This is a genomic window from uncultured Methylibium sp. (genome assembly GCF_902826655.1).
Classification (GTDB): Bacteria; Pseudomonadota; Gammaproteobacteria; order Burkholderiales; family Burkholderiaceae_C; genus Methylibium.
Genome location: NZ_CADEFR010000110.1, coordinates 1 through 4,929 on the forward strand (window position 1 = coordinate 1; position 4,929 = coordinate 4,929).

General features: G+C 68.3%; 7 protein-coding genes. 3 read left to right on the forward strand and 4 right to left on the reverse strand.

Annotated features, from left to right (window positions below; genetic code table 11):
• Together QZV97_RS20245 and QZV97_RS20250 are read left to right on the forward strand one after the other, a co-directional pair.
• Positions 1-475: DUF47 family protein (locus QZV97_RS20245; protein ID WP_295647122.1), on the forward strand; the 475-nt coding region annotated here is incomplete at its 5' end.
• 13 nt (positions 476-488) lie between these two features.
• Complete coding sequence (locus QZV97_RS20250) at positions 489-1,499, forward strand: inorganic phosphate transporter (RefSeq protein ID WP_295647124.1); 1,011 nt, start codon at positions 489-491, stop codon at positions 1,497-1,499.
• A gap of 134 nt (positions 1,500-1,633) precedes the next feature.
• On the opposite strand, the gene QZV97_RS20255 is transcribed toward QZV97_RS20250, so the two are convergent.
• The 4 genes from QZV97_RS20255 to QZV97_RS20270 all read right to left on the reverse strand — a co-directional run bounded on the left by QZV97_RS20255 (position 1,634) and on the right by QZV97_RS20270 (position 4,104).
• Positions 1,634-2,068, reverse strand: coding sequence for a GNAT family N-acetyltransferase (locus QZV97_RS20255; protein ID WP_295647126.1), 435 nt, complete (start codon positions 2,066-2,068; stop codon positions 1,634-1,636).
• Between the two features lie 28 nt (positions 2,069-2,096).
• Complete coding sequence (locus tag QZV97_RS20260; RefSeq protein ID WP_295647128.1) at positions 2,097-2,480, reverse strand: VOC family protein; 384 nt, start codon at positions 2,478-2,480, stop codon at positions 2,097-2,099.
• Between the two features lie 69 nt (positions 2,481-2,549).
• The gene (locus tag QZV97_RS20265) at positions 2,550-3,077 is read right to left on the reverse strand and encodes an SRPBCC family protein (RefSeq protein WP_295647130.1); all 528 of its coding nucleotides are present in this window, start codon (positions 3,075-3,077) and stop codon (positions 2,550-2,552) included.
• A gap of 55 nt (positions 3,078-3,132) precedes the next feature.
• Positions 3,133-4,104, reverse strand: coding sequence for a YncE family protein (locus QZV97_RS20270; RefSeq protein ID WP_295647132.1), 972 nt, complete (start codon positions 4,102-4,104; stop codon positions 3,133-3,135).
• A 279-nt stretch (positions 4,105-4,383) separates the two neighbouring features.
• Here QZV97_RS20270 and QZV97_RS20275 point away from each other — a divergent pair, with 279 nt between their 5' ends.
• Positions 4,384-4,806 carry a hypothetical protein gene (locus tag QZV97_RS20275; RefSeq protein ID WP_295647134.1) on the forward strand — a complete coding sequence of 141 codons (423 nt, stop codon included), beginning with the start codon at positions 4,384-4,386 and terminating at the stop codon, positions 4,804-4,806.
• Positions 4,807-4,929: the final 123 nt, after the last annotated feature.

Below are 4,929 nucleotides of genomic sequence, written 5' to 3' on the forward strand. Positions count from 1 at the left end.
CGACCGCGTCACCGCCGAGGTCAACCGCCTGCTGCACAAGACCTTCATCACGCCGCTGGACCGCGAGCAGATCCACTCGCTGATCAACGCGATGGACGACATCCTCGACCTGCTGCAGGACACGACCGAGACGATGAGTCTCTACGACGTGCGCCGCATGACCAACGAGACCCTGCAGCTCGGCCAGCTGAGCGCCCGCTGCTGCGAGCGCGTGCAGCACGCCGTGTCGCTGCTGCCCAAGCTCAAGGACGCCAGCACCGTCGAGGCGGCCGTCAAGACCTGCGAGGAGATCGACCACCTCGAGAGCGACGCCGACCGCGTGATGCGATCGGCCATGAGCAAGCTCTTCCGCGACGAGCCCGACGTGCGCGAGCTCATCAAGCTCAAGGCCATCTACGAGATGCTGGAGCAGGTCACCGACCGCTGCGAGGACGTCGCCAACCTGATCGAGGGCATCGTCCTCGAAAACTCGTAGACCGGGCTGAACCGTGGAATCGGTCCAGCTCGGCTTCTGGGTCGTGGTGCTGCTGGTGCTGCTGGCGATCCTGTTCGACTTCATGAACGGCTTCCACGACGCGGCCAACTCCATCGCCACCGTCGTGTCCACCGGCGTGCTGAAGCCGCAGCAGGCGGTGGTGTTCGCGGCCTTCTTCAACTTCATCGCGATCTTCATCTTCCACCTGTCGGTGGCCAAGACCATCGGCAAGGGCATCGTCGAGCCGGGCGTGGTGGATGCGCACGTGGTCTTCGGCGCGCTGGTCGGCGCGATCGCGTGGAACGTCATCACCTGGTGGTTCGGCATCCCGTCGTCGAGCTCGCACGCGCTGATCGGCGGCATCGTCGGCGCGACGCTGGCCAAGGCCGGCAGCTCCGCGCTGATCGGCGCCGGCATCATGAAGACGGTGGCCTTCATCCTGGTGTCGCCGCTGCTGGGTTTCCTGCTCGGCTCGCTGCTGATGGTGGCGGTGGCGCACGTGTTCCGCGAGAAGTCGCCGCTGCGCATCGACCGGCTGTTCCGCCGCGGCCAGCTGGTGTCGGCGGCGCTCTACAGCCTGGGCCACGGCGGCAACGACGCGCAGAAGACCATCGGCATCATCTGGATGCTGCTGGTCGCGAGCGGCTATGTCGCGGCCGGCGACTCGGCGCCGCCCTGGTGGGTGATCTGGTCCTGCTACATCGCGATCGGCCTGGGCACGATGTTCGGCGGCTGGCGCATCGTCAAGACCATGGGCCAGAAGATCACCAAGCTCAAGCCGGTGGGCGGCTTCTGCGCCGAGACCGGCGGCGCGATCACGCTGTTTCTCGCCACCAGCCTGGGCATCCCGGTGTCCACCACCCACACCATCACCGGCGCCATCGTCGGCGTCGGCTCGACGCAGCGCATGTCGGCCGTGCGCTGGGGCGTGGCCGGCACCATCGTCTGGGCCTGGATCTTCACGATCCCGGCGTCGGCCTTGATGGCGGCGGCGGCTTACGGCGTGAGCCGGCTGCTGTTCTGACTTGCGCGAGGCAAGGACGACGGGCGACCGGCTCCGTTCATGCCCGAGGCCAGAGGCCCCGGGCGCTCGCCAGGCACAAACCGTCCTCAGGACGGTTTGTGTCCGGGCTTGCTCCTCCGACGCTTGCTGAACGCTCAAGCAAGAACCTTCTGCATCCCGTACTTCTCGATCCCCGGCGCAAAGCCCGCGATCGTCGAGACCTTCACGTAGCCCAGCCGAGCGTACAGCGACGGCGCCTGGAAGCTGAAGGTGTCCAGGTAGGCGAGCCGGCAGCCGCGCTGAATCGCCAGCGCCTCGAAGCGCAGCAGCAGCTGCGCGCCCAGGCCCTGCCGGCGCCGGGCGGCGTCGACCCACAGCTGCTGCAGCTCGACGCAGCTGCCCCAGGTGCGGCCCACCGCGCCGCCGATCACCGTGCCCTGCGCGTCGCGCGCGTAGCAGGCGAGCGGCTGCACCTGGTGCAGCGGCGCGGCGGCTTCGTTGAAGTCGCCCAGGCCCTGGTCGACAACCCCGGCCGCATCGCGGTCGTGGCCGTCCGGGTCGTCGTGCACGGTCCAGTCGGGCGTCGTCATCGGCGGCGGCGACTGGCGAGGCCGGCGCTCAGGCCAGGTCCTGGTGGATGCAGAGGTAGTTGCCCTCGGTGTCCTTGAACCAGGCGGCCTTCTCGGCGCCCAGCACGCAGACGTGGTTCACCGTCTTGAGGCCCGGGAAGTCGTAGTCCTCGAACACGACGCCCGCGGCTTCCAGCGCGGCGATCTCGCGGCCGATGTCGGCGACCTGGAAGCTCACCGCCGTGTGTTCGGCCTTGGTGCCCGCCTCCTTGGGAAACAGCGCCAGCAAGGCGCCGCCGCCGCAGCGGTACAGCAGCTTGCCGTCGGGTTTGATGCCCACGTGCTGCAGGCCGAGCTTGCGCTCGTAGAAGTCGCGGGCGCGCTGCACGTCGACGACGGGCAGCAGGGTGGTCAGCGGGGCGTCGGTCAGCATCTCGGCCTCCGGGGGTCGACACGGGGCTGAGATTCTGCGCCGGTCGGGGCCGGCCGGCGCAGCGGATCGCTACTTCTTCTCGGCCAGCTTCTTGAGGTTGGCCAGGCCTGCCTGGTACACGCCGGTGATCGCCTTCACCGCGGCCTCGTCGTTCTGGTCCGGCGGCGGGTCGTTGTTGGGGAAGCCCCGGTAGAAGGCGCCGCGCCATTCGACCGTGGACTTGGCGCCCTCGCCGCTGACGGTGAGGGTCGACGTGTAGTTAGTGACCGGCAGCGCGCCGCCGTCCTTGGCGCGGTAGGTGTAGGACTTGCCGGCGTCGTTGTAGCGCTCCAGCGTCTCGGTCAGCGCGCCGCCGCCCTTGAGCTTGATCTGCCGCACCGAGCCCTCGGCATTGCCCTTGTCGGCCGGACTCTCGGCCACCGCCGGGTGCCACTTGGCCAGCGCGTCGAAGTTCCTGATCTGAGCCCACACCGCGTCGGCGGGGGCGTCGATGGCGATCTTCTCGACCACCTTCTGCCGCGTCGGGCCGTGCGCCAGCGCGACGCTGCTGGAAGCCAAGAGGGTCAGCGCCGCGACGGCGAGACGACGTGAAAGCATCGAGAGTCTCCTGTGATCGATGACGACGAGGGCCGGCGGCGGCCGGGCCTGTGGATCAGCGCGGCCCGGGTGCGCCGATGAAGGCGCCGAAGCCCCGCGGGTTGCGACCCGTGTCCACGCGCTTGAGTTCGCGACCGCTGGCCGCGTCCAGCACCGACACATTCTCGTCCATCCAGTTCACCACCAGCACCCGGTCGCCTACCGAGGCGATGCCCTCGGGATAACCAAAACCCCTCAGGGTCTGCACCAGCGCCAGTGTGTCGGGATCGACCACCGACACGCTGTCGTCGCGCTGATTGGTGACGTACAGGCGGCGGCCGCCCGCGGCCAGCGCCGCACCATAGGGAGCTTTTCCCACCTTCACCGTGCCGGCGCGCTGCGGGCGCGCGGGGTCGCGCACGTCGATGACCGACACGTCGTCGCTGTAGACGTTGAGCGCGTAGAGCCGCCCGCGCGGCGCGTCCACCAGCAGCGCGAAGGGATGCTCGCCGGTGGGGACGCGCGCCACCACCGCGGCCGCGGCCACGTCGACGACGGCCACCACATTGTCGTCGCGCTCGGCCACGTAGACGTGGCGGCCGTCCGGCGACACCGCCACGCCGGCCGGCGCGCGGCCCAGCTTCACGCGCAGCACCTCGGCATGCGTGCCGCCGGTGTCGAAACCCAGCAGGTGCTGGCCGAACCAGTCGGCCACGTAGACGCGCTGGCCGTCCGGCGCGGCGTCGATGCCCACCGCGCCCTGGCCGGCGGGCAGCGTGGCGATGCGGCTCTGTGTGGCCATGTCGATCACCGACACCGCATGGCTGTCGGGCGCGGTGACGAAGACCTTGCCGGCCGCACTGACGGCCACCACGCCGGCCGGCGACTTGTCGACCGGCACGGTGGCGACAGCGCGGTCCGTGGCGACGTCGATCACGGTGACGGTGTGGTCGGCCTGGTTGGTGATGTAGGCGTAGGGGGCGGCGGGCGCGGCCGTCGCCACTGTGAGGAGAACGAAGAGGGCGGCGGCGCGAGTAAGTGAAGGCATGGGGTGGGCCGAGCGGAGGGCGGTGGCGCCAAGGATGTTGCCATTGGACCGCGTGTCGACGGATCGTTCCGCGGCGAGCGTTGCGTCGGCGGCGTCAGCTTCCATCCGCAGAAATTTAGGTCGCCTATCGCACCGCGCGACACCCCCGCGGCAGGTAGGAAGAGAGGGCTTACCAGAGGAGGGGCGAGGCCGTAGCATTCATGCCATCAAGGTGCGATAGGCGACATCAGCCGACCTCACACCTGTCCACCATTTGTAGTTAGGCCTCACGGAGAGTTCTTGAAGCGTCAGAGCCTCATCTACGCTGTCTATTCAGTGCTCTCGGCGGCGCTGGTGGTCTACCTCGCTCCCGTCGTCGCAACCTCCTGGGAGCGGCTCGGTTTATCCCTGACTACGGCTGTATTCGCCGCAGTGTTCGTCCTGTTTTCTGCGCTCTGTGGCCTTAGTGCGTGGCTTGCTTTTCTGTTCGTCGCCAGGGCGGTCGCAAGGGTTGAGAGCAACATGGGCTGTTTCTTGCTCGTGCCAGTGGAAGGCTCTTTTGCTATGCCGGTTCGTGTTGGGCACACTCGGCGTGTGCGTACCTTCGGAGAACAGTTCTCGCAAGACGAGTCGGCACCCAAGTTCACGCTGTTCGCGGCTGGTAGCAAGTTCTGGGTCACCGCAGGTGAGTTGCCTGCGGCGCATCCGGAGGAGCCGCAGTGAGGCCTAACCCGTCGTTGCACCCGACGTGCTACGGCTGGCTTCGCCAGCCTCCGCCCGCGGGTGAACTCCAACTACAAGGGCTTCCCCGTCTGTCAAGCGAATGAATCCCCTCGAGCCGCGTGA